The organism is Budvicia aquatica DSM 5075 = ATCC 35567 (genome assembly GCF_000427805.1).
In the GTDB taxonomy this organism is placed as follows: Bacteria; Pseudomonadota; Gammaproteobacteria; order Enterobacterales; family Enterobacteriaceae; genus Budvicia; species Budvicia aquatica.
Genome location: NZ_ATYS01000002.1, coordinates 276,192 through 302,739, shown reverse-complemented (window position 1 = coordinate 302,739; position 26,548 = coordinate 276,192). Strand labels below are relative to the sequence as shown.

26 protein-coding genes are annotated in these 26,548 nt (G+C 45.9%); 5 read left to right on the top strand and 21 right to left on the bottom strand.

What is annotated here, in order from left to right; translation table 11 throughout:
- Window positions 1-29: 29 nt before the first annotated feature.
- The 15 genes from YWE_RS26425 to YWE_RS0102975 form a co-directional block, all read right to left on the bottom strand.
- A complete protein-coding gene (locus YWE_RS26425; RefSeq protein ID WP_051323152.1) occupies window positions 30-3,638 on the bottom strand; it encodes a TipJ family phage tail tip protein in 3,609 nt (1,202 codons plus the stop codon).
- 55 nt (window positions 3,639-3,693) lie between these two features.
- Window positions 3,694-4,260: a tail assembly protein gene (locus YWE_RS0103030; protein WP_029093192.1), complete on the bottom strand. Its 567-nt coding sequence runs from the start codon at window positions 4,258-4,260 to the stop codon at window positions 3,694-3,696.
- 27 nt (window positions 4,261-4,287) lie between these two features.
- Window positions 4,288-4,830, bottom strand: coding sequence for a tail assembly protein (locus YWE_RS26420; protein ID WP_071605813.1), 543 nt, complete (start codon window positions 4,828-4,830; stop codon window positions 4,288-4,290).
- Window positions 4,764-5,498 carry a C40 family peptidase gene (locus YWE_RS0103020; RefSeq protein ID WP_029093191.1) on the bottom strand — a complete coding sequence of 245 codons (735 nt, stop codon included), beginning with the start codon at window positions 5,496-5,498 and terminating at the stop codon, window positions 4,764-4,766. Before YWE_RS0103020 ends, YWE_RS26420 begins: the two co-directional genes overlap by 67 nt.
- A 5-nt stretch (window positions 5,499-5,503) precedes the next feature.
- Entirely contained in the window at window positions 5,504-6,211 is a 708-nt protein-coding gene (locus YWE_RS0103015; protein ID WP_029093190.1) for a phage minor tail protein L, read from the bottom strand.
- Between the two features lie 16 nt (window positions 6,212-6,227).
- Window positions 6,228-6,557, bottom strand: a complete 330-nt coding sequence (locus YWE_RS0103010) for a phage tail protein (RefSeq protein ID WP_029093189.1) — start codon at window positions 6,555-6,557, stop codon at window positions 6,228-6,230.
- A 6-nt stretch (window positions 6,558-6,563) separates the two neighbouring features.
- On the bottom strand, window positions 6,564-8,276 hold the full coding sequence (locus tag YWE_RS0103005; protein WP_029093188.1) for a hypothetical protein: 1,713 nt from the start codon (window positions 8,274-8,276) through the stop codon (window positions 6,564-6,566).
- A gap of 23 nt (window positions 8,277-8,299) precedes the next feature.
- Window positions 8,300-8,530, bottom strand: coding sequence for a phage tail assembly chaperone (locus YWE_RS31820; protein WP_428829257.1), 231 nt, complete (start codon window positions 8,528-8,530; stop codon window positions 8,300-8,302).
- A gap of 80 nt (window positions 8,531-8,610) precedes the next feature.
- Window positions 8,611-9,018 (bottom strand): hypothetical protein, encoded by a 408-nt coding sequence (locus tag YWE_RS0103000; RefSeq protein WP_029093187.1) that lies wholly within the window; start codon window positions 9,016-9,018, stop codon window positions 8,611-8,613.
- 74 nt (window positions 9,019-9,092) lie between these two features.
- Window positions 9,093-10,010 (bottom strand): phage tail tube protein, encoded by a 918-nt coding sequence (locus YWE_RS0102995; RefSeq protein WP_029093186.1) that lies wholly within the window; start codon window positions 10,008-10,010, stop codon window positions 9,093-9,095.
- Window positions 10,011-10,148: 138 nt separating this feature from the next.
- Window positions 10,149-10,358: an Rz1-like lysis system protein LysC gene (gene lysC, locus YWE_RS31815; protein ID WP_428829256.1), complete on the bottom strand. Its 210-nt coding sequence runs from the start codon at window positions 10,356-10,358 to the stop codon at window positions 10,149-10,151.
- Window positions 10,264-10,665, bottom strand: a complete 402-nt coding sequence (locus YWE_RS30295) for a hypothetical protein (protein WP_127526442.1) — start codon at window positions 10,663-10,665, stop codon at window positions 10,264-10,266. The genes lysC and YWE_RS30295 overlap by 95 nt, the downstream gene beginning before the upstream one ends.
- Entirely contained in the window at window positions 10,662-11,087 is a 426-nt protein-coding gene (locus tag YWE_RS0102985) for a lysozyme (protein ID WP_029093185.1), read from the bottom strand. The genes YWE_RS30295 and YWE_RS0102985 overlap by 4 nt, the downstream gene beginning before the upstream one ends.
- Window positions 11,077-11,394 (bottom strand): phage holin family protein, encoded by a 318-nt coding sequence (locus tag YWE_RS0102980; protein ID WP_029093184.1) that lies wholly within the window; start codon window positions 11,392-11,394, stop codon window positions 11,077-11,079. Before YWE_RS0102980 ends, YWE_RS0102985 begins: the two co-directional genes overlap by 11 nt.
- Before the next feature lie 457 nt (window positions 11,395-11,851).
- Window positions 11,852-12,211: an antiterminator Q family protein gene (locus tag YWE_RS0102975; RefSeq protein WP_029093183.1), complete on the bottom strand. Its 360-nt coding sequence runs from the start codon at window positions 12,209-12,211 to the stop codon at window positions 11,852-11,854.
- A gap of 139 nt (window positions 12,212-12,350) precedes the next feature.
- Between YWE_RS0102975 and YWE_RS0102970 the strand changes: the two genes are divergently transcribed.
- From YWE_RS0102970 to emrB, 4 genes are all read left to right on the top strand, one after another.
- Window positions 12,351-13,073, top strand: coding sequence for an XRE family transcriptional regulator (locus tag YWE_RS0102970; RefSeq protein WP_029093182.1), 723 nt, complete (start codon window positions 12,351-12,353; stop codon window positions 13,071-13,073).
- A 280-nt stretch (window positions 13,074-13,353) separates the two neighbouring features.
- Window positions 13,354-13,860, top strand: a complete 507-nt coding sequence (mprA, locus tag YWE_RS0102965; RefSeq protein ID WP_029093181.1) for a transcriptional repressor MprA — start codon at window positions 13,354-13,356, stop codon at window positions 13,858-13,860.
- Between the two features lie 188 nt (window positions 13,861-14,048).
- Window positions 14,049-15,218, top strand: a complete 1,170-nt coding sequence (gene emrA, locus YWE_RS0102960; RefSeq protein ID WP_029093180.1) for a multidrug efflux MFS transporter periplasmic adaptor subunit EmrA — start codon at window positions 14,049-14,051, stop codon at window positions 15,216-15,218.
- A gap of 19 nt (window positions 15,219-15,237) precedes the next feature.
- Window positions 15,238-16,773, top strand: coding sequence for a multidrug efflux MFS transporter permease subunit EmrB (gene emrB / locus YWE_RS0102955; RefSeq protein ID WP_029093179.1), 1,536 nt, complete (start codon window positions 15,238-15,240; stop codon window positions 16,771-16,773).
- 227 nt (window positions 16,774-17,000) lie between these two features.
- On the opposite strand, the gene YWE_RS0102950 is transcribed toward emrB, so the two are convergent.
- From YWE_RS0102950 to YWE_RS0102925, 6 genes are all read right to left on the bottom strand, one after another.
- Window positions 17,001-18,143, bottom strand: coding sequence for a glycerate kinase (locus YWE_RS0102950; protein WP_029093178.1), 1,143 nt, complete (start codon window positions 18,141-18,143; stop codon window positions 17,001-17,003).
- 85 nt (window positions 18,144-18,228) lie between these two features.
- Window positions 18,229-19,113, bottom strand: a complete 885-nt coding sequence (gene garR / locus YWE_RS0102945; protein ID WP_036014829.1) for a 2-hydroxy-3-oxopropionate reductase — start codon at window positions 19,111-19,113, stop codon at window positions 18,229-18,231.
- A 66-nt stretch (window positions 19,114-19,179) separates the two neighbouring features.
- Window positions 19,180-19,950, bottom strand: coding sequence for a 2-dehydro-3-deoxyglucarate aldolase (gene garL / locus YWE_RS0102940; RefSeq protein WP_029093176.1), 771 nt, complete (start codon window positions 19,948-19,950; stop codon window positions 19,180-19,182).
- Window positions 19,951-20,036: 86 nt separating this feature from the next.
- A complete protein-coding gene (gudD, locus tag YWE_RS0102935; RefSeq protein ID WP_029093175.1) occupies window positions 20,037-21,374 on the bottom strand; it encodes a glucarate dehydratase in 1,338 nt (445 codons plus the stop codon).
- An 87-nt stretch (window positions 21,375-21,461) separates the two neighbouring features.
- On the bottom strand, window positions 21,462-22,796 hold the full coding sequence (locus tag YWE_RS0102930; RefSeq protein ID WP_029093174.1) for an enolase C-terminal domain-like protein: 1,335 nt from the start codon (window positions 22,794-22,796) through the stop codon (window positions 21,462-21,464).
- 11 nt (window positions 22,797-22,807) lie between these two features.
- Window positions 22,808-24,142 carry an MFS transporter gene (locus YWE_RS0102925; protein WP_029093173.1) on the bottom strand — a complete coding sequence of 445 codons (1,335 nt, stop codon included), beginning with the start codon at window positions 24,140-24,142 and terminating at the stop codon, window positions 22,808-22,810.
- A 551-nt stretch (window positions 24,143-24,693) separates the two neighbouring features.
- On the opposite strand from YWE_RS0102925, the gene garD reads away from it, so the two are divergent.
- The gene (gene garD, locus YWE_RS0102920; protein WP_029093172.1) at window positions 24,694-26,256 is read left to right on the top strand and encodes a galactarate dehydratase; all 1,563 of its coding nucleotides are present in this window, start codon (window positions 24,694-24,696) and stop codon (window positions 26,254-26,256) included.
- Window positions 26,257-26,548 lie beyond the last annotated feature (292 nt).

Below are 26,548 nucleotides of genomic sequence, written 5' to 3'. Positions count from 1 at the left end.
TATAACAAACATCACACATTAATATTATTTCAGTAGAATCGCGTTGAGTCTTGCCTTGAAAAAATAATAGGGATAGGGTCGGTAAATGTATCTATATAACCGTACCCATTAATATCCAAATATATTTGGACCTCTACGTTACTTAATCCAGCAGGGAGGATATATCCACTACAACAACTTAATGTATATAATCTTTTATTATCACTAGCAGAATTAACAACACTGATAGCCTTATTAATTATATTTATACCATTTACATTTATTCGAATTGTACTCGTACAACTATCTAAGGTGCCCGCAGCTTGAAGATTTATATTTGCAGATGGTATTGAAATAGAAATGGGATACCCTTGTCCTCCGCGATAACGGAACGTATGACTCAACGTTACTTTTTTAGCTCCTCCACGCCATGAACCATTTAAGGACGGCGCCAAATAGGTTGCAGTAATATCTCCAACAATATTATTTGCACTTAACGCCCCCTTAATATTACAGTTTTGGTTAATAGTTACATTATTTAACTCACCAGAATTAGCTTTAATATTACCTACAATTTGCGCATTCTGAGCAACCATTCGACCATTAGAGTCAACCGTAAATTGTCCATTCCCAATATTGATAGAACCACCATTAATTACCGGCGCATTAATCGAAGTACCGGCAACTAACCGATCCCCTTTAATCGTCCCCAGCGCTACCAAATCACCATCAATAAATAACTTCGGTGTATTCCAACCGGTGCCGTCATACATTTTCGATTCTATTCGGGTAATCTTTCCTAGTTCGTTTAATGCATAAACTGTAAATACGGTATCTTTGCCCGGCTCAGTATCAAAGGCTGAGGTAAAGAGCCTGTTGGCCGTTACCGTATCACCGGGGAATGCTCCCGAACCTGTTTGGAGGCGGAAAATGCCACCGGCACCATTGCCGAGATCGCTTTTAGATGAAACGCTGCTGCCGTCAAGCAGTTGGATCTCACCTTTCAACACCAGCGCTTTACGGTTGTTATCCCAATAAAGATTGCGTTCCAGTGTGTCCGGGTCGCTGAATGAAACAAAGTCGGCAAGAAAATCTATTGCGCTCGCCTCATCGCCGGCGGTTACGGTAATACCAGAAACCCGATTATCCTTATTCACCACCAGCGCCGCTCGGTCGGAAAGCAGGACCACATTAGACGTATTTTCTTCCACCATCTCAGACAATTCTTTTGCCCAATCCAGCTTCGGAATCTCTGGCCCGATCAGGTCCAGAATATCTTCCGGCTTTAGCTTGGTTGTGACCTTTTCTACCAACAGGCTGGAACGACCGATGGAGTTAACCGCCTGCACGCCGTACCAATATTCAGTATCCGGCATACAGTTAACGTCATTAAGGATCGATGCCCGACCCAGCGAGTTTTGTTGTGCCAGAACTTCAGATTCAGACATCCCTTTATAAAACTCATACTGCGTGCCTAAGCTGGTGGGTTTGGTATTCACCGGCTTAATGGTGACGTTAAAGTTCCCGGCGGTAACCTGCAGATAATCAGGCAGAGAAGGAGGACCGATTTCAAAAACCACGGTGGTTTCACTGCCAATCTGCCCGGCCGGGTTTTTGCCCCGAACGCTGGCGGTATAGTTGCCTAACGGCAGATCGCCACAGAAGAACTCGGTATCACTCACGGTCTGGCGCTTATGGATCGCACCTTCACGCATCAGCTTAACGTCAAAGGTTAAACCGCTCATTACGCGCGGGGTGTCCCAGGTCATCCTGACCTGATAACGATCTGATTCAGGCATGGCTTCAACCTGCAGATGTTCCACCGGCGGAATTTTCCCGCCAAATACCGTTCCCGCATCGGGTTCAAAACGGGCGCCGTTATCGACAACCGCTTCTTTCTCCGGAACGTGCTGCAATGCAGTAACGCTATAGGTTCCGTCTTCGCCTTCAGAAATACCCAGCGCACGGAATAAACGCGGAGCAATACTGGCGGTTGAGAGAGACCAGATCCCCCACTGTTCAAGCCCTTCGACTTCTTTGCCAATCACTACCGTATCAGGCTGGGGATGGGAAAAGATTTGTACCCGATCAGGCTTGCCTTCGGCATTGATAAAACCGAGAAACGCCTGCTCGTTGTCACCAATAACGATTTCACGATCTAACACTACGGTCTGGCCATCGATAGACTTAATCCGCCCGCCAATGCGTGCTCCGGCAAAGTTATTATCAGCAATTTCAATAATATCGCCGGGAAGATGTTTAATTCCCTCACGGCCAATAGCAAAGTTAACGGTTTGTTTTTCAAGCCGCTCGGTTTCTAAAATCCATTTGCCTACCCGATGAGCCTGACCGCGAGAAGTACAGCCGAAGGCATCGACTTTACTGACGTTAAGGCCATAGCGGGCAATCATTGAGTCATCAGCAACATATTCAGTGGCCGCTTCCCAGCCATTCTTCGGATCGATATAGCGTACATGAATCGCGGTATGTCGCGCTTTTTGCGCGCTGGCTGAATAAGAGAATTTCCCCTCAACCACGTTAGCATTGCTGTAACGCCACACGGGATCGGCAGGCCGGTCCATAATGCAGGTCATCTGTAATCCGTCCCATACCGGCATCGCCCGGAAAACGGAGGAGAGATCGCTGATAACGTCGTAAGCTTTTCGTTGATCGGTAATATAGGCGTTGCAGGTCATTCGTGGTTCTTGACCACCAAACCCATCATCAACCAGCTGGTCGCAGTACTGAGCAATGACATACATCGCCCATTTATCACAACCGAAAGATCCAAGGCGTTTGCCAAGGCCGTAACGGGTATTCATCACCAAATCATAAAAAATCCAGGCCGGATTATTGGTCCATGCCAGCTTAAACGTACCGTCCCACATGCCCTGATAATTTCTGGTCGCAGGATCATAGTTGGCCGGAACCTTAACAATTAAGCCGCGGATTAAGTAATTACGACTGGGCACGCCGTTAAATTGCGCCGAATCGAACTGCAATCCGACTACCGCAGTATTGGGGTAAGTCAGCTTAGTATCGATAATTTCGGTATAACTGGACCACAGGGTTTTGTTTTCTAACATTGACGAAGTGCTGTCGTCAGTCTGACGCATAACCCGGATATTGAACGGACGCTCGGGCAAATTATCAATCATCACTGAACGTAAATACTGACTGCGAGTTTTACCTTCAATTTTAACCGTTTCAACGGTACGCCAAGTAGTGCCGTTGCCAATCTGTACCAGCATTTCGACTGAAGCGCCGTTAACGTCACCCTTATCATTTTGAGAAAACAGCGCGCCGACGCCGACGGTTACACGAAGTCGGTCAATATCCGGATCGGTGATGGTTCTTGTGAGTGGCACATTCTTTTTAACTTCACTAGAAACAGGAACTTCATTCTCGGACGATGGAAAACCAGATAGATAATCTTGAGCCTGCGTTCCTGCAGTCCATTGCACATTAACACCGGCAAAATTATTAGTTCCATCATCACCCTGAACGGGTGTTTTATTTAAATAAATTCCTTTTAAACCATTAACAGGCCCTTCAATCTGTCCTTCACACAATAAATCAATTACTGATAGGCTTTGTCTAGATTTTAAATTATCAGCCTGCTCTTTTGGCGTGCGTGAACTGCCTCCACCTTTACCCATAATATGCTCCTAAACAAAAACCCGCATAAGCGGGTTCAGTTTAAATAATGAATTGTTATTCTGTTCTAATGCCTTGTGATAATGTCTTTGAACCAATCATCATTTCACCATAGCATAAGGGAATTGGTTGACCTTGAGTGACTGCATTATCTAAATTTGAAAATGAAGTATTATTATTGGTAGTGCTATCATCAATATTCGTCTGAGGTAACTTGGTTAACATTGAAACTAGGCCGCCGGCCATCAATCCAACGCCAATACCAATCATAGGGCCACTAAATGCTGATAATGAGCCATAGCTCGCACCACTTATAATAATACCGACTACGACTAATATAGCCCCAGCGATAAAAGAAAAAACTCCATTCTTTGCTCCAATAACTTTAGGAACAATATGAATGACTGAATTTTCAGATAAAACTGAAGACATCGATTTTTTTAAATCTTTTTCAGATATATCTTCACCCGAGATTCTTAATCGATATAAACCATTATTCATATGACGCTGTAATCCTGGCATTTGAAATAACAATGCTTTTAATGCTTCACCGGCAGTCATAACATCTAAATTAAATCTCTTACCATACTTTTCAAGATCGCCATAAAATCTAACTATAGCCATAAATACTCCTAGTAAAATAAATAGGGTTTATGATGTTTCTAGACCTTGAGATAACACCTGTGAACCAACCATCATTTCACCATAACAAACAGGTATTGGTCTTCCTTGTCCCAACACATTATCAAGATTAGAAAAATACGTATTTTTTGATGTCGTATTACCATCAATTTTTGTCTGTGGCATTTTAGTTAACATAGAAATTACACCACCAAGCATAAGACCCGCGCCAGTCGCAATCAGCTGTGGGTTTTCAGAATAGATACCAACAACCACTAAAATAGCTCCAGCGATAGCTTGAAATATTCCTACAGCTGATTTTGCCCCCATACTTCTAGGAACAATATGAATTACATCACCTTTTTTTAATAATGATGACATACCAATTTTTAGGTTATTTTGACTTATATCTTTCCCTGCTATTCTTACTCTATAAAAATCATTTTTTATATGTTGGCGCAGCCCTGGTACTTGTAATAGTAATGCATGCAATGCCTCTCCGGCAGTTAATACATCAAGTTTGAACTGGCGGCCATATCGTTGCAAATCGCCGTAAAACCGTACGGTTGCCATTGTTTATGTCTCCAAATTGAGTCTGTATAATTTAACCAATAGCCACTATAAACATCCCTCTTACTTAATCTCTGTGGGCAATGATGTAATACATATTGATCCCCACAATAAATAGCAGAATGATTAGCTTTTTCACTACCTAAACAAACTAAAATAATATCACCAGGTTGAATGTCATTAACTCGATAGAACTGAGTCTTTTCCATATTGTCTAGATAAAGACTCTGTTCTTTCTTCCACCATTCATCTTCCCGATAAAAGTCAGGCAAATTAATACCTGCCAGATGGTACGCATCACGGAATAAAGTATAACAATCCATTACTCCATGCTTAAAAGCTCTCCCAATTAAAGGAGCTATATTATTAAATTTATAAATTTTATTATTACAAACCAACCACCACGGAAGGTTTGTTCTTTGTTGCATAGTTCGATCAGTCTGACTTAAAACAGGTATCCCATCAGGGTGGCTATGAACTAGAGCAATCAGTTCACCTTCAGCATGGGCTTTTATCCAGTCATCTGGTGATATCTCAAAATATTCTGTCGGATCGAGCGCAATATTTCTGCAGGGTATATAACGTTGACCAAAATTAGTTTTAATAACAAATCCACATGATTCCTGTGGCGCGCACTCAAGAGCATGGGCCAATATTTTCTCTTCAATCATATTGATTACTTAGAGAATTTAGAAACTGATGGAAAACCGCCAAAAGGTAATGGATTACTACGACCAAATCGTAATTTACACGATACTAAACGACGGCCACATTTATCGCAGTCAGACTCCTTCGTTGGGTTATCAAATTCATCAGCAACTGCGGGACCGGTATATCCGCATTCGGCACTTCGGTACAGCCAACTACAAGTATCAGCAATAATTGTTCTGGCGGGTAGCAATGCGCCATCACTTTCACAAGGTAATGCCAACTCAAATGTAGCAAAGTCAGCCGTTAAGCTTCCCATTCGTTCAATAACATAGCGAGAAACTAGCTCTTGTGTTGGATCTGCCTGAGGATTTCCTTCAACAAAATTTTCATCATCTAAATACTGCATATACATCTGATGACGGGTAATTATTGCGCCTACCAACTCATCAAAATCCTGCATTAATCCAGTGACTAAGCCTGTAATATTAGCCACCGTCAATGTTGGACGATTGCTCGTTCCTTGGCCCGAAGCTTCAAAACCTTTGGCCTGAATGGGGTAAGGCTGGTATGCCTTTCCTTGCCATATGATCGACTGTTTTAATTCATTTACGCCATCATGGAAACGAAATAGATCGCCGCCAATATGAGTCAGGTCTAACTCATACAAAGACAGCAGAACATCCTGTTCGATTTTTGCGGAGCTCAGAATCAGCTCACTATCAATATCTCTCATAATTTATCTCCGCAAATTAGGCCACAATTTCTTGGAACTTGGCGCTCAGTTGATTCCAGTAACCATTAACCGTGATACTCCACTCTTCACACTTAAAAGTACCGGTTTGCCAGGTATCCTGCGGAGTCCAGCCAAAAGCTTTTACCGCACCGTGTTCAGTTAAAAACTTATCGATTTCGCGAATATCGGCTTCATCACCCGAAAAACTTAAAGAGTATTCACGCAGTTGGTTATTTATTCCGTCAGCAATACGCTGTTCATAGCCGTCGCCAAAAGCGATAACTTTTACCTTTGGCTTAACCGACACTTTGATTGACTCTTCCGGAATCCAGTTAAATTTTTTCATGCTCAGTTATCCCCTGCTTAATAGCCCACCAGGGCGCTGTTCGTTAGTAACAATTTCATAAACTTTACTTTTAATAAGGCCTGCGAGCAGATTGGCATCTTCCACTGAAGCGCTACGATTGCCAGAATCTTGACTTTGAACAGAAAGGGGAACATTGACGGAAATAGAACTACCGCCAGAACTTCGGTTGCTGTTATTCAGATATTGTTTTAAGTCGGCGTTGGTCCGGCTATCCACTACCCGTTCACCGCGATCCAGCAGCCATGTACCTTCACGAGGAATATAGTCAATACCGGCGTGGGCCTGACCGGACATGGATATACCTTGAATTACAGACATGAATTGAACGCCTGAGGCCATAGCTGCCGCAATATTAGCGAAACGTTCAGGCATACTATTGGCTTCCCCCATAGCCTTCATAACTGCTGTATATAAACTTAGAGAAGCTTGGGCAACGGCAAAGGATTTAGACAAAGCAAACATGACTTTATAACTATTGGATTGTTTTTTGCCGGATTTTTCCAAAATATCCATCATGCCATTGGCTGCAGTACTCATACTCCCCAAACCAGTATTAATCAGAGCCATATCTTGCTGGCGCTCCTGATCCATCATCGCTTTACGAGTTTCCGAGGCCTTTTCTGTTATTGCAGTTTTAGCATCTTCATATGTTCGATGGAAAAGCAATCCTTCAGCGCCTAATGGATCGTTCTGCTGTAATTGATTAATAGCCTCTAATTGATTTCTTTCATCAATAGCAACTTTATCAATAGGGGATACACGGTCGTCCAGAATATTCTGAGCACTCTTTCTTCCAGCATTAACTGCCTGTCGTTTTTCTTCTTCTTGCGCCGCTTCTCTAGCTAATCTCTCTTCTTCACGTTCTTCACGCTTCATTCTTATTAATTCAGAAACACAGCCATGCTGCTGAATATATAGCATATTAATCTTAGATAAGTCGTCTGCTGAATTATCGCCTCTGCCAATATTAGCTACATCTTTAATTGAATCATTAAAAGAACTTGATGATAACCCTCCATTAAAGTCCTTAAGCATTCTGTTAGATTTTTCATATTCAATCTCAGCATTATTTAAATCAACTTTCTTACGATTTATATTTTTAGCGTCAGGTTCAATAATGAAATCTCGACCATTCTCTCCTTCGCCCTTAAATACCTTCCTATTTTTAGATTCAGTATAAGCATTCAATGCAGAAATACGTTCCCTATTTTTCTCATCATTTAATAACTTCAATTTACCTTCTAGATAATATTTATAATCCGCTTCAAATTCAAATTCATCCTTTGTTTTATTATCCTTAAGATTAAGCGTTTCATAATTCTTAAATGATGTAGCTACCGTTTTATTTTCTTTCTTCTGGTCTGCCTGTTTCTCATCAATTGCCGCATTGACATAAAGCTTAGTTACATCGGCATACTTGCCATACTTACCACCAATCAAACCTATACCATTAAAAACAGTTCTTGTACGTCTATCACTATCAGATTCAACATAAGGTGATGAGTATCTAGAAATTACATCTTTATCAATTTTTACCCTTAGAGTTTTATACCTATTAACATTCTTATTATATGTTCCTGATACTTCCGACAATTTACCGAACGCCTCAGATGCATCCTTTATACTCTTAGTATAATTTTTCATTGCCGCTGTAGATTTATTTATTCCATTACTATCAACAATATCTTTATTAGCCATTTCATACCGCCTAAATTATCTTATTACGGAGATATACCATTCCGAGAAAAAACCAATCGCTTAATAAGATCTATTTCAACTATATCAAGATGACGACCGGTTAATCGGCACCATGATTCTAATTCGCTATAGCTAAAAGGCTGGCCTGAATAAAACTCACTAAACCACTGATAGATATAACTCAGCTCTTCTGGAAGTATTGTTCTATCCAAAGCCAATAATTTAGCTGGTTTTTTGCCCGTTGTTTTCCACACCCTCTCAAGGTGCTTACGTAAAGGAGTTTTACTACCTTTAGGAGGTGTATCAAGTTCCCATTCCGCCGCCAAACGCGTAATTAACTGGTCGCGGCGTTGCCGAAAAAAACTGCGTGGTCCGCAGCAAGACGGTTAATGAGATCGTACATATGCGGGTTTGCAGAAAGAAATTCTTTCACGTTTTCAATGGTGCAAGGCTCGTCATAACTCCAATCGCTGACTAATTGAGCAATAGAATCTAAAGCAACTTCCTCATAAACCGATTGGCTAATCTTTTGATCTTTATCCTCAGTAGCTTTGAGACTTTCACGAATTCGACGATACCCTTCAGACTCAGCTTTACGAAAACGTTCGCTAAAAATGCTTAATACCGTTAATACATCGCCCGTTGGAATACCTTCATTTGTATCTGCGGACGGAATCACCACCGCCACCTCAATCCCTGCATTCGCCTTTGACGCAATATTTAAATCATGAAAACTGGCCATCTTTTTATCCTTTTTAAAATAGAAAAAGCCCGTGAAATCACGGGCAATGTATTAATGTATGCCGGAGTGGTTAATTACGCGGTGGCGCGGGTAATTTGGATACTGGCGCCCACAGTAGTATCCAGCAGGCCTTTATAGTTCAGGTTCAGCATGATATCGCCCTCACCGTCTACAGAGCGTGGAGCTTCGGTAAATTTCAGGCGTGGAATTTTAACGATATATTTCTTCGCCGCATTGGCCGGGTCAATCAGATCGAAACTAATATTCGATTCGGTTTCATTTAAGAATTTTTTACGATAGCTGTTATCTTCAAAATAGGTATTTACCGAACCGGTTACGTTACGTTTTTTAGCGCTTGGCGTGATTGAATATTTAGAACCCACCGCATAGCGGGCTTCAATACCATTCTCAACGCTCAGGCTAACTTCAGTAATCACTGAAACCGGGTTGCCGTCTTCCAGTAATGAACCGGAGAAACCATCCATTGGCGCTGAAGTGGTGCGATCTTTGATGGTTGCGCCGGTTGGCAGCGTATCGGAGATCTCCATAGAACGACCAATAATGCCAAATTCCACGGTAGTAATACCTTCAGCACTGACGTTGAGCGCCATGGTATTAATTTCACAACCGCGATAAATGGTGTACTGGCCATCCGGCAGGTCGGCCTGATAATCAACAAAGGTAAAAGAGTGTCGTTCGATATTGGCGGTTAATACGTTGTTTTTCCAGTCACTGCGCAGTGCAGCAGCCATCAGATCGTCAAAAGTACCAAAAGAAAGTTCGGCCGATAAAGAACCTTCGATACTGCGCGTGCCCAGACGGAAATCTGAGGTTTCAGCATCATTACGTAATTCAGCCGATTCCAGCGTATTAATTTTAATATCTAAGGTATTTTTAGTCGCACGGAAAACGGTCAGTGCCGGAGCGGCAGGAGTTTCACCGTTTACGGCTTCTTTAACAAAATAAACAGAGTGACGAGCACCTTGTGACATATTTACATCTCCAGATTTATAGTGGCAGAATCGCCTGATGAAATAGCCGGCCCGAGGGAGCCGACTAATTTTTTGAAGGCGTTTTAGTTCTAAAAGATCGCTCTTTTATGCCTTGGAACATTTCCGTTAAAAACAGAATTAATCGTTGACAACAATCTGCTTAACGCCGGCCAACTGCTGGTTACATTGTTGAATAACCAACAATAATTCAGCCACATAGCCGGGATAGTCCCCATAGTGTCTGACCTGATAATCAGGGGCCAGACAGGGTTGAAACAGGGCCTGTGGCACCGGCAGCGGTGGCGTTAACTTCAGCGACTCGTTCACGCAGCCGCTGAGTAACAGCATCAGGAACGGGCTCAGCAACGCAGGGACTCGCCAGTTGGCTTTGCGCCAATGCGCGTTGCAACGCTGCAGTACGTTTTTCTGACGCTCTTTTTTGTTCTGCAACACCATCCATTACCTCCTGGATTTGCAAGTACTGGGTCCTGATCTTGGCTGAGTTAGCCCGCTCTTCTGCTAACGCCACCACTGCCTGTTGCTTAATATTTTTTAGCTCACCGAGCTCATTGCTCAGCCAGCGTGTGTAAAGCAGCAACAGAACAATGCATATCCCCGCGGGTACGGCGATAAGATTCTTCAACGAAAAAGTCATGACTCAAACATCCGCTTTTCCAACCGACGCCGGCGTTCAAGCCCGGCCAGGACTTTGCCTCCTGCATATATCCAGCGGGAAAATTCCTGAGCCGCACCGGAATACTCTTTTTGATTGAGCTTACGCAGCAGAGTTGAAGTGCTCAGCGCCCGAGTTCCGCAGTTAAAGGCAAAGGAAACCAGCGCATCAAACTGTCCTTGAGTCAGAGGAACCCGAACGATTTTTTGAATGTCCTGCTCAACGCGAACCAAATCCCCCTTAAGAAAACGTTCGGCCTGCATCACGCTGATTTTGTCATCCGGCCTGACGCCGGACGTGTGGCCATAGCCAATAGTCCAAACCTTAGCCGGACAGAGGTAGGCCTTAAGCTGGCATGACTCAAAAGACTTAATTAAGTCAATGCCGCTCTGGCTAGTTATCATCTTGATCTCCATTTATTCGCCTCAAGAAACGTTTTTCTAATGTTTTAATAAACTCAGCCCCTGACCAACCGGCCAGCCCGGCAATCCCGCCGGCAAATTCAGCTGCCCAGTGGTAGTAATTGGCGGTCAACAGCACCAGAGCGCCGGCGAAAATAGCCACGATGGCCTGCAGGCAAAGGATCGACCAGCGAAACTCCTCGCCGTTGAGAATCCGATAGGCGTAGCTTGCAACGGCACCGAGTAATGTCATTAGCAACACCAGAACGTGGCTGAATATGCTGTATGTTTGTGGTTCTTTCATTGGCATCGATGTATTCCAATCCTTAATTGGCAGAAATAAAAAAGCCCCGCGGGTGCGGGGCCAAAGTCGAACGATGAATACGTAAACCGTAACTAAATAATAGTGTCAGGTGATTTAACAACTTCTTATGAGTACCCGGCAGCAATAAGCCGCCGCTGACGACACCATTCTCCCTTTAGTACATCAACGCTCAAATCTCAGAGCGTACGTATCCAATAAAGCCACAGTATCCATTGCAAATTTAGATAACAAAAAAGCCCGCATTGATATGCGGGCTTTTGTTTCTCTACAGGTTCTTTTTGGATACAACTTTGTGACTTTATACCGCTTAGTATAGCTGATAATCGGATGAAGTCAACACCTTTTATTTGTTATTACAACTTTATTGGTGTCGACCCCTAAAATGAATAATGCTGCCATAAGGCAGCATGTTAGGATAATTCGGCACATCGTTAGTTGACTTTTAAACTGAAATGGCTTCACCGGTTTGAACAAAAATTTGCCCGGCGATAAACGCTTCTGCGATTCTTAACAACCCGGCAATATAGCTTTGAGCCTTGCCTATTTGCTTAGCGAGTTTAGACTGGCTAATTCGATAAACATAGTGTGCAATCACTAACTTATAGGCTAACTGGTCGTAATGGCGCAGCCCGGCAACGGCTGAGTCAACCACCATTCCTTGCTCATCATCAGTCCGGAAAAGTAAGGGCCCGCTCTCAGGTAAAGCCGCCTGAAAAGTCACATTGACCTTCGAATATTCGGTGCCCACATTACAGCGAGCCCAGTTGCCCCACATCTCTAAAGTTGTCTTGATACTGTTCATTTATCCCCCGGACATCAACAACAATTGGTTGTGGTAGTATAGTAGTGGAAAATTAAAGGTTGATCAACACATATTAGTTGTTATAGTAGAACTATATTTAGTTGTTAATCTTATACCTCTATACATCACGAGAATCACTATGCAAACGTTAGCAGAACGCGTTGCTAAGCGGCGCGAGCAGTTGGGATTAAGCCAAAAAACGCTGGCAGAGAAGATCAAAGTCAGCCAACAATCAATTAATAAAATTGAATCCGGCCAAACCCGCTCACCACGAAATTTAGACAAGCTGGCAGAAGCGCTCAACGTTAGCCCTCAGTGGTTATTGTTTGGCGAAGATGTGGTTATTGCTAAGACCAAACCGGTCGAAGAGTACGACGGTGAGATCAAAGCCAGTAGCCTGCGGGTTGAAGAATGGGAATCAATGAATCACGATAAAGATGAATTTATCGAAGTCTCGGTTCTGAATGTTGAAGCTGCCTGCGGCGACGGGGCAATGCCCGATAATGAGCATGAGATCTATGCGCTGCCTTTTCGTCGCTATACCTTACGCCGTATGGGGGTTAATGCCCGCAATGCCAGGGTAGTCCGGGTTATCGGCAATAGCATGGCACCGATGTTACGCAGCGGAGACGTTGTCGGCATCGATACCGCCAACAATTCAACCATTATTGACGGTGACCTGTATGCCATCCGTGACGGTAATCTGATTCGGGTCAAACAGCTGATCCCGCGCCCTGACGGCGGAATGATTATTAAAAGTTTCAATAATACCGATTACCCTGATGAGCAGCTCAGCAAAGATGAGTTTGAACAAAGAATCCATATTATCGGGCGAGTGTTTTGGTCTTCAACCCTTTGGTAAGCCATTGACTATCGGCAGTATGTCTGAGATTTAACCATCAGACATACTGTTATTAATGATCTAGATAACGGCTAAACTGTTGGGAAATAGCTTATATTCTTGACGCATATGCATGACGCACCAAATTAAAACAACGCATTAATAAAGCGCAGCAATCGCCTTATTTTATAGGTACTTATTCAAATATAAGGCATCTTTTTAATAATTTCTGATTATTAATATTTACTCTCTTTATTATCAAAGATACTATAATGCAACGCTAATAAGGAGAATATAGCACATGGAAAGTTCATTTTCGCCGACCGAAAACATCTTAGATACCTATAATTCAATGCAAAGTGATTTCCCACACGAGGAAGTTAAGCTTACCCGCCTGAGCATGCATACCTACACAAAACTTCTTGAATATCGTAATAAAAACTTCAAGGCCAAAGATATTAACGAGACGTTATTTATGGCTTTGGTTATTTTAAACGTTCAGGAAAACAAATCGATTCAACCATCAGAACTGAGCCTGGCGCTGGGATCTTCCAGAACAAATGCAACGCGTATCGCTGACGACCTTGAGAAAAAAGGCTGGATTGTGCGCAAAGAAAGCGGCAGCGATCGTCGTTGTCTGCATCTTTTCCTGACCGATGCCGGACAAGCATTTTTAGACAATCTGTTCCCTCAGCAAAATGCAAACTTACTAAAAGTCTGGTCAGTATTTACCGATGAAGAACGCCAACAGCTTGAACACTTGAACCGCAAGCTGCTCACACGCCTTGAAGCCATTGAGCAAGCGTAAGATTCTGCCGCTATATTTTAGCTATCTATGCGATTTGACTAGTTATAGATAAATTATAGCGGCTTATGCCTGCCTGAATCCGCAAATTTCTCGTACAATAGACACAGCCCGTAGAATCCAACTACATACTACTTCCTGAACGGTGATGTTTCCCCGCTTGGGTTCCGTCTATTTGAAGGTGAAATGACATGTCCGCGGAAAACGCTTCCCCGCAACCCCAAAGCAATAAAAAGAAAAACCGTAAGCTGGCGATGACTTTTGCTGCCACGCTATTTATTGTGATTGGTATTGCTTATGCGGTTTATTGGTTTGTCGCGCTGCGTCATCACCAAACCACCGATGACGCCTACGTAGCCGGAAATCAGGTTCAAATCATGGCTCAGATACCGGGTAACGTCACCGCCATTTATGTTGATAATACTGACTTTGTTCAACAGGGCGATATCCTGTTAACGCTGGATGCCACAGATGCGGAACAAAGTTATGAACGCGCAAAAACCGCCTTAGCGAACAGCGTTCGCCAAACACATCAATTGATTATTAATAATCGCCAACTGTCTGCCAATATTGAGCTGAAAAAGACCGCGTTAAATCAGGCCCAGCACGACTTAGTTCGCCGAGAGACATTGGGTAAAGCCGGCGCCATCGGTAAAGAAGAGCTTCAGCACGCCAGAGATGCCGCAGACAGTGCAAAAGCAGAGCTTGATGTAGCAATCCAACAGTATAATGCCAATAATGCTCTGGTACTCAGTACCCCGTTGGAACAGCACCCTTCGGTGCTTCATGCCTCTTCCCAGCTCCGTGACGCATGGTTAACGCTACAGCGGACCAAGGTTGTTGCCCCGGTTACCGGTTATATTTCACGCCGCAGTGTGCAAGTCGGCTCTCAGCTAGAGATAGGCTCAAAGCTGATGGTGATTGTTCCTGCCGACCAACTGTGGGTCGACGCAAACTTCAAAGAAACTCAGTTAGCCAATATGCGTATTGGTCAGCCGGCGACCATCGTCAGCGACTTTTACGGTGATGACGTAGTTTATCGGGGCACCGTTGTCGGCCTTGATATGGGGACCGGTAGCGCCTTCTCACTGCTTCCTGCACAAAATGCGACCGGCAACTGGATCAAAGTGGTTCAGCGCTTACCGGTACGCATAGAGCTCGATAAACAGCAGGTAGATAAGTATCCGCTGCGTATCGGGCTGTCAATGGATGTCACGGTTGATACCGCCGATCGACAAGGCCTGGTTCTGGCTGATAAACCCCGTCAGGGCATTGCTTATCAAACCGATGCGTTGACCTACGATCTGACACCGATAAATACCCTTATTGCCGATATCATTCGGGCTAATACCGGTTCATGAAACCGAGGTTTATGTATAAATGAAACCTCTTGAAGGTGCCAAACTAGGCTGGATGACGCTGGCTCTGGCGTTAGCGACGTTTATGCAAGTGTTGGACTCAACCATTGCAAACGTGGCTATACCGACCATTTCCGGCGATCTTGGCTCATCGATATCCCAAGGAACATGGGTTATCACTTCATTCGGCGTGGCAAATGCGATTTCAATTCCGTTAACCGGATGGCTGGCGAAACGCGTTGGAGAAGTGCGCCTGTTTATGGGTGCAACAACCCTGTTTGTGGTTGCATCGTGGCTGTGTGGTATGTCTCACAGCTTAGAAATGCTGATCTTTTCCCGCGTGATACAAGGGCTGGTGGCCGGCCCAATCATGCCATTATCCCAAAGCTTGCTGCTTAATAACTACCCTCCCCTCAAGCGCAGTATGGCACTGGCATTGTGGTCAATGACGGTTACAGTTGCGCCGATTTTTGGTCCGATACTCGGGGGCTGGATCAGTGATAATTATCACTGGGGCTGGATCTTCTATATTAACGTTCCGGTTGGTATTGCCGTTGTGATGATTACGTGGGCAACGCTAAAAGACCGCGAAACGCCAACAGAAATTAAACCTATCGATACGGTCGGTCTGGCGCTGTTAGTTGTCGGAATTGGCTGCTTCCAAATGCTACTCGATCGGGGCAAAGAGCTGGACTGGTTTAGTTCGACAGAGATCATCGTGCTGGCCATTATTGCGGTGGTTGCAATTACCTTCCTGATTATCTGGGAACTGACGGACGACAACCCGATAGTGGATCTGTCGCTGTTTAAATCAAGAAACTTCACCATTGGCTGCCTGTGTATCAGCCTGGCCTTTATGCTGTATATCGGCTCGATCGTATTGCAACCTCAGCTACTGCAGGTGGTATACGGATATACCGCCACCTGGGCAGGTTTAGCCGCTGCGCCAATAGGGTTAATTCCATTATTGCTCGCTCCGGTTATCGGCAAGTATGGTCCTAAAATTGACCTGCGCCGTCTGGTGACCTTTAGCTTTATCGTCTTTGCTGGCTGTTTCTACTGGCGTGCCTATACCTTTGAGCCGTCAATGGGCTTCGCTGCCGTAGCCTGGCCGCAGTTTATACAGGGCTTTGCTATTGCCTGCTTCTTTATGCCACTGACAACCATTACCCTGTCTGACGTAGAGCCATCCAAGCTTGCGGCGGCATCCAGCTTGTCTAACTTCTTAAGGACGCTGGCGGGATCGGTAGGAACGTCAATTACCACCACCATGTGGTCAAGTCGGGAAGCGTTACACCATACCCATTTAACCGAAGCCGTTAATTCCTATAATCCGCTATCGCAACAAACTTATGATTCTATGGAAAAAATGGGGATGTCGCCGGAACAGGTTTCTGCCTATCTCAGCCAGCAGATTACTAATCAGGGATTGATTATTTCAGCTAATGAAATCTTCTGGATCTTTGGCGGTATCTTCTTATTCTTGCTGATATTTATCTGGTTTGCTAAACCACCGTTTGTCATTGGCGGCGGAAGGCATGGCGATGGTGCACATTAGGGTAATAAATCAGCGAATAGCTTGAGTGAAACAGAGAGAAACTACCGCATAAGCGGTAATGCCGGTTAGTTAAGCATATCTCTGCACCATATAAGCCTGCGATATCCTCATCCCCGCGAACGCGGGGATGACGGGGAAGATAGCTTGATGATGGCTAACACGAGGGTTGCTCGAAACCCCAAGCCAAAGTCCTTTGAGTTTAAAAACCTAGCCACCAGCCTGAACCACTATCTGAGGCTCAAGCCTAATTTAAACACCATCGCAATATTACGCGCGGTCATTTTTACGTTTTCAGCAGCCTGCTTTAGAGCGTCATCTAAAGAACAAATTTTATATAACACGCTAAATGTCGCATCCAGCCCGTGCTGATAGACAATATCAACATCACTGCTCAGGCTGCCGGCAATGGCGATAACTGGCTTGTTGTAACGCTTAGCCACCCTGGCGACGCCAATAGGTACCTTACCGTTAACGGTTTGGCTATCGATGCGCCCTTCCCCGGTAATCACTAAATCGGCGTCCTTTACTACCGCATCTAACCCGACGGCTTCGGTAACGATATCGATACCGGGGCGCAGCTCCGCGCCTAAAAAAGCCAGTAACGCAGCCCCCATGCCACCGGCCGCTCCGGCACCGGGAACGTCATTAACCTCCAGCCCCAAGTCCCGTTTAATAATTTTTGCATAGTGCAATAAATTTGCATCTAACTGCTCAATCATTGTAGCTGAAGCGCCTTTTTGCGGGCCAAAAATAGCCGAAGCCCCCTGAGCACCGGTTAGCGGATTAGTGACATCACAAGCCACTTCAAAGCGACAGTTTTTAATGCGCGGGTCCATTGCACTAATATCAATGCGGTCCAGCTTTTCCAATTCACCGCCACCAAAACCCAGCTGTTTACCATCAATATCCAGCAGTTGAACCCCCAACGCCTGTGCCATTCCGGCTCCGCCATCGTTAGTTGCGCTGCCACCGATACCAATAATACAGTGGGTTACCCCCTGATTTAGCGCCGCTGAAATCAGTTCACCGGTGCCAAATGAAGTGGTGATCATCGGATTGCGTTTATTAACCGGTACGCGCTCCAGCCCGCTTGCCGCGGCCATTTCAATGATGGCGTAGCGATCGTCACCGGATAGTCCTAAAAAAGCAGAACCTCTTTCGCCCAGCGGATCGGTGACATCTACCGCTATGATTCTTCCTGAGGTTGCAGCCACCATCGCTTCGACGGTGCCTTCTCCCCCGTCGGCGACCGGTAATTTAATATATTCAGCATCGGGGAAAATTTCGCGGAACCCGGCCTCAATTTGAATAGCAACATCCAACGCGCTGAGACTTTCTTTGTAGGAGTCCGGAGCTATGACTATTTTCATAACTTATCCATATAAAAGATGACTTAATGACCCGATAAACATCGACCACTCTTCCGCCGCACCAAGGCGGCGGAATCAACGAGAATTATCGTGTTACTTCAACTTTAGCTAACTTTTCGTAATAACGAGCCAGCGCACAGTGATCAGAAGTGCCCATATCATCAGCTTTTAATGCCTGCATCATCTCCATCACTGCCGCAGTTAATGGCAGTTGGGCGCCTACGCTGTGGGAGGTATCCAGTGCGTTGGCTAAATCTTTAATATGTAAGTCAATGCGAAAACCCGGTTTAAAATTGCGATCCATGACCATGGGTGCTTTCGCATCCAGAACGGTACTACCCGCCAGACCGCCGCGAATAGCCTGGAAGACTAAATCCGGGTTTACTCCGGCTTTGGTTGCCAGTACTAAGGCTTCAGACATGGCGGCAATATTCAGCGCTACAATGACCTGGTTAGCCAGCTTAGTCACGTTCCCTGCGCCGATATCACCGGTATGGACGACTGAGCCTGCCATGGTTTTCATAATGTCAAAGCAACGGTCGAATACCGGCTTTTTACCGCCAACCATCACCGATAAAGTGGCATCAATCGCTTTAGGTTCCCCGCCGCTAACCGGCGCATCAAGCATTTCAATCCCGTTAGCCGCCAGAGCTTCACTGATTTCACGGCTGGCCAGCGGAGCAATTGAGCTCATATCGATAACCACTGAACCCTTTTTAGCGCCTTCGATTACGCCGTTTTCACCCAGAACCACCTCTTTCACCTGTGGTGAATTTGGCAGCATAGTAATAATCACATCAACCTGTTCAGCAACGGATTTCGGTGAGTTAGCGGATACCGCACCGGCAGCAACCACTTCAGCAACAGCATCGGTATTACGATCCATTACCACCAATGCGTAGCCTGCTTTAAGCAGGTTTTTGCTCATAGGCTTACCCATAATACCTAAGCCGATAAATCCAATTTTCATGTCTGTTTCCTTCAATTGGTTAACAAGCACCGCCGCCAGAGGCCGCGGCCTAAATTTCAGTTAAAACTATTTCTTAAATTTGTCACTCAAGGCCTGAGTTGCCGCACGGAAAACCCCCAAATCGCTGCCAACGGCAACAAAGGTCGCTCCCCATTCCTGATAACGGCGGGCATCTGCCTCTACCGGCGCCAGAATTCCGCACGCTTTTCCGTGGGCTTTAGCGCGTTCAAAAATATGACGAATGACTTTCTGTACTTCCGGATGCCCCGCCTGTCCGAGGTAGCCTAATGCTGCTGACAGGTCACTCGGCCCGACAAAAATTCCGTCAATGCCATCAACGGCGGCAATAGCATCCAGATTATCAACGCCCTGTTGGCTCTCTATCTGAGCCATGACGCAAATATTGTGGTTAATTTTTGTAAAATAGTCCTGTTCTAACCCGTAGCGGTTACTGCGGTGAGAGACAGAAACACCGCGTATGCCCTGCGGCGGATAGCGGGTAGATGAGACCGCCCTAAGCGCCTCTTCTTCCGTTTCAACAAACGGAATTAATAGGTTATAGAAACCAATATCCAGCAGGCGTTTAATGGTGACCGGGTCGTTTGACTGCGGGCGCACAATAGGCGCACTAACGCTATCTTTCAGCGCCATTAGCTGGGGAATAAAGGTACCGATATCATTCGGCGCATGCTCTCCGTCAAGCAGTAGCCAGTCAAAACCGGCATAGCCTAAAACTTCGGTGGTAATCGGGTTAGCTAAGGCTGCCCAACAGCCAATTAAGGTTTTTCCCTCACGTAAATCCTGACGAAACTGATTAGGAATATTACATTTAAGCATGGTGAATCCTCTGTTCTTATTGCAACCGGCGAATAATTTTTAGTGGCGAAACAGGCATAAAACCTGGCCTGTTTCGCCCGACAAAATTAACGAACCAAACACGGTTTCTTATTATCGAAAGTCCAATTAGGAATCAGATACTGCATGCCGACCGCATCGTTACGCGCGCCCAGTCCCATGCTGTTATAGAGCTCATTAGCTTTACGCACCTGATCCATATCAATCTCAATTCCCAGCCCCGGTTTCTTAGGAACCTGAACCATGCCGCCTTCAATTTTTAATGGCTCTTTGGTGATGCGTTGATTCCCTTCTTGCCAGATCCAGTGAGTATCAATGGCGGTGATCTTACCCGGAGCCGCCGCGGCAACATGGGTAAACATCGCCAAAGAAATATCAAAGTGGTTATTGGAATGAGAACCCCACGTCAGGCCCCACTCATGGCACATTTGAGCGACGCGAACAGAACCTTGCATGGTCCAGAAATGCGGGTCTGCCAGCGGAATATCGACGGAATGAAGCTGAATGGTATGGCCCATCTGGCGCCAGTCGGTGGCCACCATATTGGTCGCCGTTAGCAGCCCGGTTGCTCGGCGGAACTCAGCCATCACTTCACGGCCTGAATAACCCGCCTCAGCACCGCAAGGATCCTCAGCGTAAGCCAGCACGCCACGCAATCCCTTACCGATTTCAATGGCTTCGTCTAAAGACCAGGCACCGTTCGGATCCAGCGTAACTCGGGCTTCCGGGAAGCGCTTAGCCAGTGCAACAATGGCTTCAGCCTCTTCACAACCGGCCAGCACGCCGCCTTTAAGTTTAAAATCGTTGAAGCCATATTTTTCATATGCTGCTTCAGCTAAACGCACCACGGTTTCAGGTGACAGCGCTTCTTCGTGACGCAGACGATACCAGTCGCATTTATCGTCTTTTTGGTTCTGATAAGGCAGGTCAGTTTTATTTCGATCGCCGATATAGAACAGGTAGCCCAGCATTTCAACGGCATCGCGCTGTTGACCATCACCTAATAATGACGCAACGGTGACATTCAAATGCTGCCCTAATAAGTCGAGCATGGCGGCTTCAACGGCCGTCACAACGTGAATCGTTGTTCTCAGGTCAAACGTTTGGTTACCACGACCGGCAGAATCACGATCGGAGAACTGATTACGTACCGCCTGCATCACATTTTTATATTCGCCCAGCGTTTTACCAACGATTAACGGTTTGGCATCTTCCAGCGTCTGACGAATACGCTCACCGCCGGGAACTTCGCCTACGCCGGTATTACCGGCGTTATCTTTCATAATCACAATATTACGGGTGAAGTAAGGAGAATGAGCGCCGCTCAGGTTAAGCAGCATGCTGTCATATCCGGCAACCGGAATAACCTGCATCTCAGTCACTGTCGGGGATGTTGATAAACTCATAGTAAATCCACCTTTATTATTTGTTTTAAGTTAATTGAATAACCGGTAGTGAAGCTGTTTTCAGCTCACCACCGTAGCAATAATGAATCAGCGCACCATCGCCGGGCGTTTTTTATCAAACGTCCAACCCGGTATTAAATACTGCATCGCAGCAGCATCATTACGTGAGCCGGATGGCAGCTTTTTATGCAACTCATGGGCTGCTTCTACCCGTTGCATATCCAGCTCAATACCTAACCCCGGCTTATCATTAAGGGCAATTTTTCCATTAACGATCTGCATCGGTTCTTTGGTTAAGAACTGTCCTTCTTGCCAAATCCAGTGGGTATCCAGCGCGGTAGGATTACCCGGTGCTGCCGCCCCGACGTGGGTAAACATCGCCAGAGAAATGTCGAAATGGTTATTGGAATGGCATCCCCACGTCAGGCCCCACTCATCGCACATTTGAGCGACGCGCGTTGCACCGGTCATCGTCCAGAAATGCGGGTCGGCCAGCGGAATGTCGACCGCCTGTAACATAATGGCGTGGCACATTTCGCGCCAGTTAGTCGCCACCATATTAGTCGCCGTTGGCAGGCCGGTAGCCCGGCGGAACTCAGCCATGATTTCGCGACCGGAATAGCCATTCTCTGCACCACAGGGGTCTTCTGCATAGGTCAGAACATGGTTTAGCCCTTTACATAATCGAATAGCTTCATCCAGCGACCAGGCGCCGTTAGGGTCCAGTGTAATACGTGCATCGGTAAAGGTTTTAGCTAACGCTGTTACGGTTTCAATTTCCGTTTCACCCGCCAGCACGCCGCCTTTCATTTTGAAGTCTTTAAAGCCATAGCGATCTTTAGCCGCGGCCGCCAACTCAATCACTGATGCAGTGTCCATCGCTTTCTGATGGCGCAGTCGATACCAGTCATGTTTACCCGTTTCCGGAGCCAGATAAGGTAAGTCCGTCTTCTGGCTATCACCGATATAGAACAGATAGCCGAGCACAGTGACTTCATCACGCTGTTTACCCGGACCAAGTAACTCAGCAACGGGTACCTTCAGGAACTGTCCCATCAGGTCAAGCAGTGCTGATTCCAGTGCCGCAACGGCGTTAACCCGCAGTTCAAAGGTCCATGCACCTTTACCAAAGGTATCGTAATCTGCATTCAGGTTTCCCTGGTGCAGGTTATTCACCAGACGGTTAAGAATAGCAATCGACTGCCCTTCAACATGAGGAATAGCTTCAACTAAGGTGTTATAAATCACCGAGCCACCGGGAGCTTCACCCACACCGGTATGACCGGCGTTGTCTTTGATAATCACGATATTGCGGGTGAAGTAGGCGCCATGGGCGCCGCCAATATTCATCAGCATGCTGTCATGACCAGCAACCTGAACAACCTGCATCGAGATAATTTTAGGCGTGTCTTGAGTATGCATAATGAATATTCCTATACTTTCAGCTGGATACGTTCAATCTTACCAACGATAAACAGGTAGCTTATTACGGCAACAAAAGCATGGATTCCAACGTAGATAAGTGCGCCGTTAAACGATCCGGTGGTGTAAACAATGTAGCCGATAGCAATTGGCGTCACGATGCCGGAAACGTTGCCGCACATATTGAATAACCCGCCGCTCAGGCCGCTAATCTCTTTAGGCGCGGTATCTGCCATTACTGCCCAACCCAGTGCACCGATACCTTTACCGAAGAAGGCCAGAGCCATAAAGCCAACCACTAACATTTCAGATTCAACGTAGTTACAGAAAATCATTGAGATAGACAGCATCATGCCCAGAACAATAGGCGTCTTTCTGGCAAAGGTAATTGAACCGGTCTTTTTCATCAGGTAGTCGGAAATAATCCCACCCAAAATACCGCCGGCGAAGCCGCACAGTGCAGGAACGGAAGCCACAAAACCCGCTTTTAGAATCGACATACCGCGAGCCTGAACCAGATAAACCGGGAACCAAGTGATAAAGAAGTAAGTTAATGCGTTGATACAGTACTGACCCAGATAGATACCAATCAGCATGCGTGAACTGAGCAGCTGTTTAATATAGTGGAATTTAGGTCCTTCTTTCTTACCGCTTTGAGTCTGATCCATATTGGTCAGAGCACCACCGCGTTCGATATGATCTATTTCGCCCTGATTAATGCTGGGGTGATCTTTCGGATTGTGGATTACTTTTAGCCAGATAAAGCTAACAATAATGCCGAAGCCGCCCATAAAGTAGAACACGAACTGCCAGCCTAATGTGTGAGTTAACCAGCCCATAATGGGTGCAAAGATAACCGTGGCAAAGTATTGAGCTGAGTTAAATACCGCAACCGCAGTCCCGCGCTCCTGTGCCGGGAACCATGCGGCAACAATCCGGCTGTTGCCCGGAAATGAAGGCGCTTCGGCCAAACCGACTAAAAAACGCAGAGAGAAGAGTAAAACCAGTGCCCACATGCCGCTAAGCATGCCTACTGCACCCTGTAATAAGGTGAAGACTGACCAGGTGAAAATACTCCAGAAATAAACCTGTTTAGAACCAAAACGGTCAAGTAACCAACCGCCCGGAAGCTGGCCAATAACATAAGCCCATGAGAAAGCTGAGAATACGTATCCCATGCTGATCGCGTCGAGCCCCAATTCTGCAGACATTGGCGCACCGGCGATAGCCAGCGTTGCCCGGTCACCGTAGTTAACAGCGGTAACCACAAACAGCATAATAACGATCCAAAAGCGAACGCGAGTTGGTTTTACACCACCCACAGACGCCGATTGTATAGACTCCATGATGTTCTCCTGTAGATAATGTTAAGCGTTAACGCTATCTCTTTTTTTTAATATTGTTAGTGATGATAAGTTTGGTAAACACAGTTCTGATGCTTTATTCCATTAATACAAATCAATAAAATCATCAGATATATTTCCCAATGAGAAATAAGAAACTAGAAAAATCAAGAATTCACAGAACCGCGAAATGATACTAATTGCAGGCATAGGCTAAAGCATTGGGCATATGCCTAATCATTTATGTAAAATAGGATACCATTCAACCTTAATTCGTAAGCGTAAAACAAAAAATAGTTATTTTTCATAATGTAACAAAACACAAAAGACAGCATAATCTTATAAACATTAGTGCAAAAACCCGACATCAATCACATATTCAAAGCCTTTTTTAATGCCCTATTCTGAAGATAAAAAATAGATATTGTTATTTATAAAAATACTCAGTAAAAATACAAATAAGATATAATTGAAAATAGAAACAAATCAGAAAGAACGCATTACGCCGCTAAAAAGATAACCCCCTATAATTATTTAAAATAAAGGTATGTATAATGAATAAAAATATACCTCAACCGGCACCTCTCTATATCAAGGTTGATGACCGGGACAATGTCGCTATCGTGGTTAATGATAATGGTCTACCGGCCGGCACGATCTTTAGCTGTGGCTTAAGGTTGATAGAACATATTCCCCAAGGACACAAAGTTGCTTTAACACCAATAGCTCAGGGCGAGGCTATTATTCGCTATGGTGAAATCATCGGTTATGCGGTGAAAGAGATAAAGCTCGGCAGTTGGATTGATGAATCGCTGGTGACGCTGCCTGATGCTCCGGCGCTGGAAACCCTGCCGCTTGCCACTAAGATTCCTGAAGCCTTACCACCGCTAGAAGGCTATACCTTTGAAGGCTACCGTAATGCAGATGGCAGCGTAGGAACCAAAAATCTACTGGGGATAACCACCAGCGTACAGTGCGTTGCCGGAGTGGTAGACTACGTCGTCAAGCTGATAGAGCGGGACCTGTTGCCTAAATACCCCAATGTAGATGCCGTTGTCGGCCTGAACCACCTGTACGGCTGCGGCGTGGCTATTAATGCCCCTGCCGCCGTGATCCCAATCCGCACTATTCATAATCTGGCGCTAAACGCTAACTTTGGCGGAGAAGTGATGGTTGTGGGTTTAGGCTGCGAAAAACTTCAGCCTGAAAGGCTGCTGGAAGGTACGCCGGATACCGGCACGATCATTATGACGGATAGCCCGATTATCCGGCTGCAGGATGAGCAGCATGTAGGCTTCGGGGCCATGGTGGCTGAAATACTGTCAGTGGCTGAAAAACACCTGCAGCGCCTGAATATGCGTAAGCGGGAAACCTGTCCGGCCTCTGAGCTGATCGTCGGTATGCAATGCGGCGGTAGTGATGCATTCTCCGGCGTGACCGCTAACCCGGCGGTAGGATACGCATCCGACCTGCTGGTGCGCTGCGGTGCTACCGTGATGTTTTCTGAAGTTACCGAAGTGCGCGATGCCGTTCACTTGCTGACGCCAAGAACCATCAATCAGCAGGTTGGTAAAGACTTACTGCGTGAAATGGCCTGGTACGATAACTATCTCAACAGTGGTGAAACCGATCGTAGTGCTAACCCGTCGCCGGGTAATAAGAAAGGCGGCTTAGCCAACGTGGTTGAGAAGGCTCTGGGCTCTATTGCTAAATCAGGTAAAAGTGCCATTGTGGAAGTGCTGTCTCCGGGGCAGCGTCCGACCAAGCGCGGCCTGATTTACGCAGCAACGCCGGCCAGTGATTTTGTATGCGGCACTCAGCAGCTTTCATCCGGTATTACACTGCAGGTATTCACCTCTGGCCGCGGAACCCCTTACGGGCTGGCAGCCGTACCGGTAATCAAAATGTCGACCCGCACTGCATTAGCAAAACGTTGGCATGATTTGGTGGATATCGACGCGGGTACCATTGCCACCGGCGATGCCACCATTGAAGACGTTGGCTGGGAACTGTTTCACCTATTGTTGGACGTTGCCAGCGGCCGTAAGCAACCCTGGTCGGATCATTGGGGATTACATAATGCGCTGGCCGTGTTTAATCCAGCCCCAGTAACATAACCTTTCATTCTTGCAGGGCTAGCTATCGCGTATAGTTTCGTCCGTTAACAGTAAATCGCTCAACTTAGCCACGATACACCGGCCGAACAAGAGGGGGTAGGCCGACCCCCTCTTGTATCTCCGCGGCCTCGCTACAAATGTTGACCGCTGCGGTGCAGCGGCAACCTCAGCCACCTGAAAGATTTAACGCACCGGCACGGATTCGTTCCAGACGAAGCCGTGCCTTGCCCCGCATCCCTGCGGGACATGCTATCTTTCAGTTGTCTTCGGCAACATTCGTCATGCTCGAATT

What these genes read in the sequence shown, in the direction of transcription:
- YWE_RS26425 (WP_051323152.1), bottom strand. Translation starts at nt 3,638, where the DNA reads ATGGGTAAAGGTGGAGGCAGTTCACGCACGCCAAAAGAGCAGGCTGAT.
- YWE_RS0103030 (WP_029093192.1), bottom strand. Translation starts at nt 4,260, where the DNA reads ATGGCTATAGTTAGATTTTATGGCGATCTTGAAAAGTATGGTAAGAGA.
- YWE_RS26420 (WP_071605813.1), bottom strand. Translation starts at nt 4,830, where the DNA reads ATGGCAACCGTACGGTTTTACGGCGATTTGCAACGATATGGCCGCCAG.
- YWE_RS0103020 (WP_029093191.1), bottom strand. Translation starts at nt 5,498, where the DNA reads ATGATTGAAGAGAAAATATTGGCCCATGCTCTTGAGTGCGCGCCACAG.
- YWE_RS0103015 (WP_029093190.1), bottom strand. Translation starts at nt 6,211, where the DNA reads ATGAGAGATATTGATAGTGAGCTGATTCTGAGCTCCGCAAAAATCGAA.
- YWE_RS0103010 (WP_029093189.1), bottom strand. Translation starts at nt 6,557, where the DNA reads ATGAAAAAATTTAACTGGATTCCGGAAGAGTCAATCAAAGTGTCGGTT.
- YWE_RS0103005 (WP_029093188.1), bottom strand. Translation starts at nt 8,276, where the DNA reads ATGGCTAATAAAGATATTGTTGATAGTAATGGAATAAATAAATCTACA.
- YWE_RS0103000 (WP_029093187.1), bottom strand. Translation starts at nt 9,018, where the DNA reads ATGGCCAGTTTTCATGATTTAAATATTGCGTCAAAGGCGAATGCAGGG.
- YWE_RS0102995 (WP_029093186.1), bottom strand. Translation starts at nt 10,010, where the DNA reads ATGTCACAAGGTGCTCGTCACTCTGTTTATTTTGTTAAAGAAGCCGTA.
- lysC (WP_428829256.1), bottom strand. Translation starts at nt 10,358, where the DNA reads ATGCTGTTACTCAGCGGCTGCGTGAACGAGTCGCTGAAGTTAACGCCA.
- YWE_RS30295 (WP_127526442.1), bottom strand. Translation starts at nt 10,665, where the DNA reads ATGACTTTTTCGTTGAAGAATCTTATCGCCGTACCCGCGGGGATATGC.
- YWE_RS0102985 (WP_029093185.1), bottom strand. Translation starts at nt 11,087, where the DNA reads ATGATAACTAGCCAGAGCGGCATTGACTTAATTAAGTCTTTTGAGTCA.
- YWE_RS0102980 (WP_029093184.1), bottom strand. Translation starts at nt 11,394, where the DNA reads ATGCCAATGAAAGAACCACAAACATACAGCATATTCAGCCACGTTCTG.
- YWE_RS0102975 (WP_029093183.1), bottom strand. Translation starts at nt 12,211, where the DNA reads ATGAACAGTATCAAGACAACTTTAGAGATGTGGGGCAACTGGGCTCGC.
- YWE_RS0102970 (WP_029093182.1), top strand. Translation starts at nt 12,351, where the DNA reads ATGCAAACGTTAGCAGAACGCGTTGCTAAGCGGCGCGAGCAGTTGGGA.
- mprA (WP_029093181.1), top strand. Translation starts at nt 13,354, where the DNA reads ATGGAAAGTTCATTTTCGCCGACCGAAAACATCTTAGATACCTATAAT.
- emrA (WP_029093180.1), top strand. Translation starts at nt 14,049, where the DNA reads ATGTCCGCGGAAAACGCTTCCCCGCAACCCCAAAGCAATAAAAAGAAA.
- emrB (WP_029093179.1), top strand. Translation starts at nt 15,238, where the DNA reads ATGAAACCTCTTGAAGGTGCCAAACTAGGCTGGATGACGCTGGCTCTG.
- YWE_RS0102950 (WP_029093178.1), bottom strand. Translation starts at nt 18,143, where the DNA reads ATGAAAATAGTCATAGCTCCGGACTCCTACAAAGAAAGTCTCAGCGCG.
- garR (WP_036014829.1), bottom strand. Translation starts at nt 19,113, where the DNA reads ATGAAAATTGGATTTATCGGCTTAGGTATTATGGGTAAGCCTATGAGC.
- garL (WP_029093176.1), bottom strand. Translation starts at nt 19,950, where the DNA reads ATGCTTAAATGTAATATTCCTAATCAGTTTCGTCAGGATTTACGTGAG.
- gudD (WP_029093175.1), bottom strand. Translation starts at nt 21,374, where the DNA reads ATGAGTTTATCAACATCCCCGACAGTGACTGAGATGCAGGTTATTCCG.
- YWE_RS0102930 (WP_029093174.1), bottom strand. Translation starts at nt 22,796, where the DNA reads ATGCATACTCAAGACACGCCTAAAATTATCTCGATGCAGGTTGTTCAG.
- YWE_RS0102925 (WP_029093173.1), bottom strand. Translation starts at nt 24,142, where the DNA reads ATGGAGTCTATACAATCGGCGTCTGTGGGTGGTGTAAAACCAACTCGC.
- garD (WP_029093172.1), top strand. Translation starts at nt 24,694, where the DNA reads ATGAATAAAAATATACCTCAACCGGCACCTCTCTATATCAAGGTTGAT.